General features: G+C 44.7%; 1 protein-coding gene. It reads right to left on the minus strand.

Going from position 1 to position 356, the window contains the following annotated elements; all coding sequences use genetic code 11:
• Window positions 1-320: hypothetical protein (locus A3756_RS04455; protein WP_156490264.1), on the minus strand; the 320-nt coding region annotated here is incomplete at its 3' end.
• Window positions 321-356 lie beyond the last annotated feature (36 nt).

Here is a 356-nt window from a genome sequence, read left to right on the forward strand (position 1 = left end):
CCGTCTGAATCTTGATCCGTCACACCGATAGGCATTATATCGACGAGCGAGTCATACACACTTAATAACGCAAAGTCACTCTGGCCTGCGACTTGTTGCGGCAAGACTTTCATCATTAGCTCATCTTCTGTGGCTTGCTGTATCAGATACTTTGTTGGTTCGCCATCATCTGTAGGCTTATTGTCCTCGATATAGACTGCCCGCGTTTCTTGAGAGTTAAATAAAGAACTAGGATCGTCAACGATAGCAATGAAGTGCTGATTTTCTTCATGAAGATCATAAAACGTCGAGTATTCAGCTAAACCGTATGATTTATGCAACAAACTGCCTGCCACCGGCGCCTCTAGTGAAGCCAG

This window comes from Oleiphilus sp. HI0086 (genome assembly GCF_001635225.1).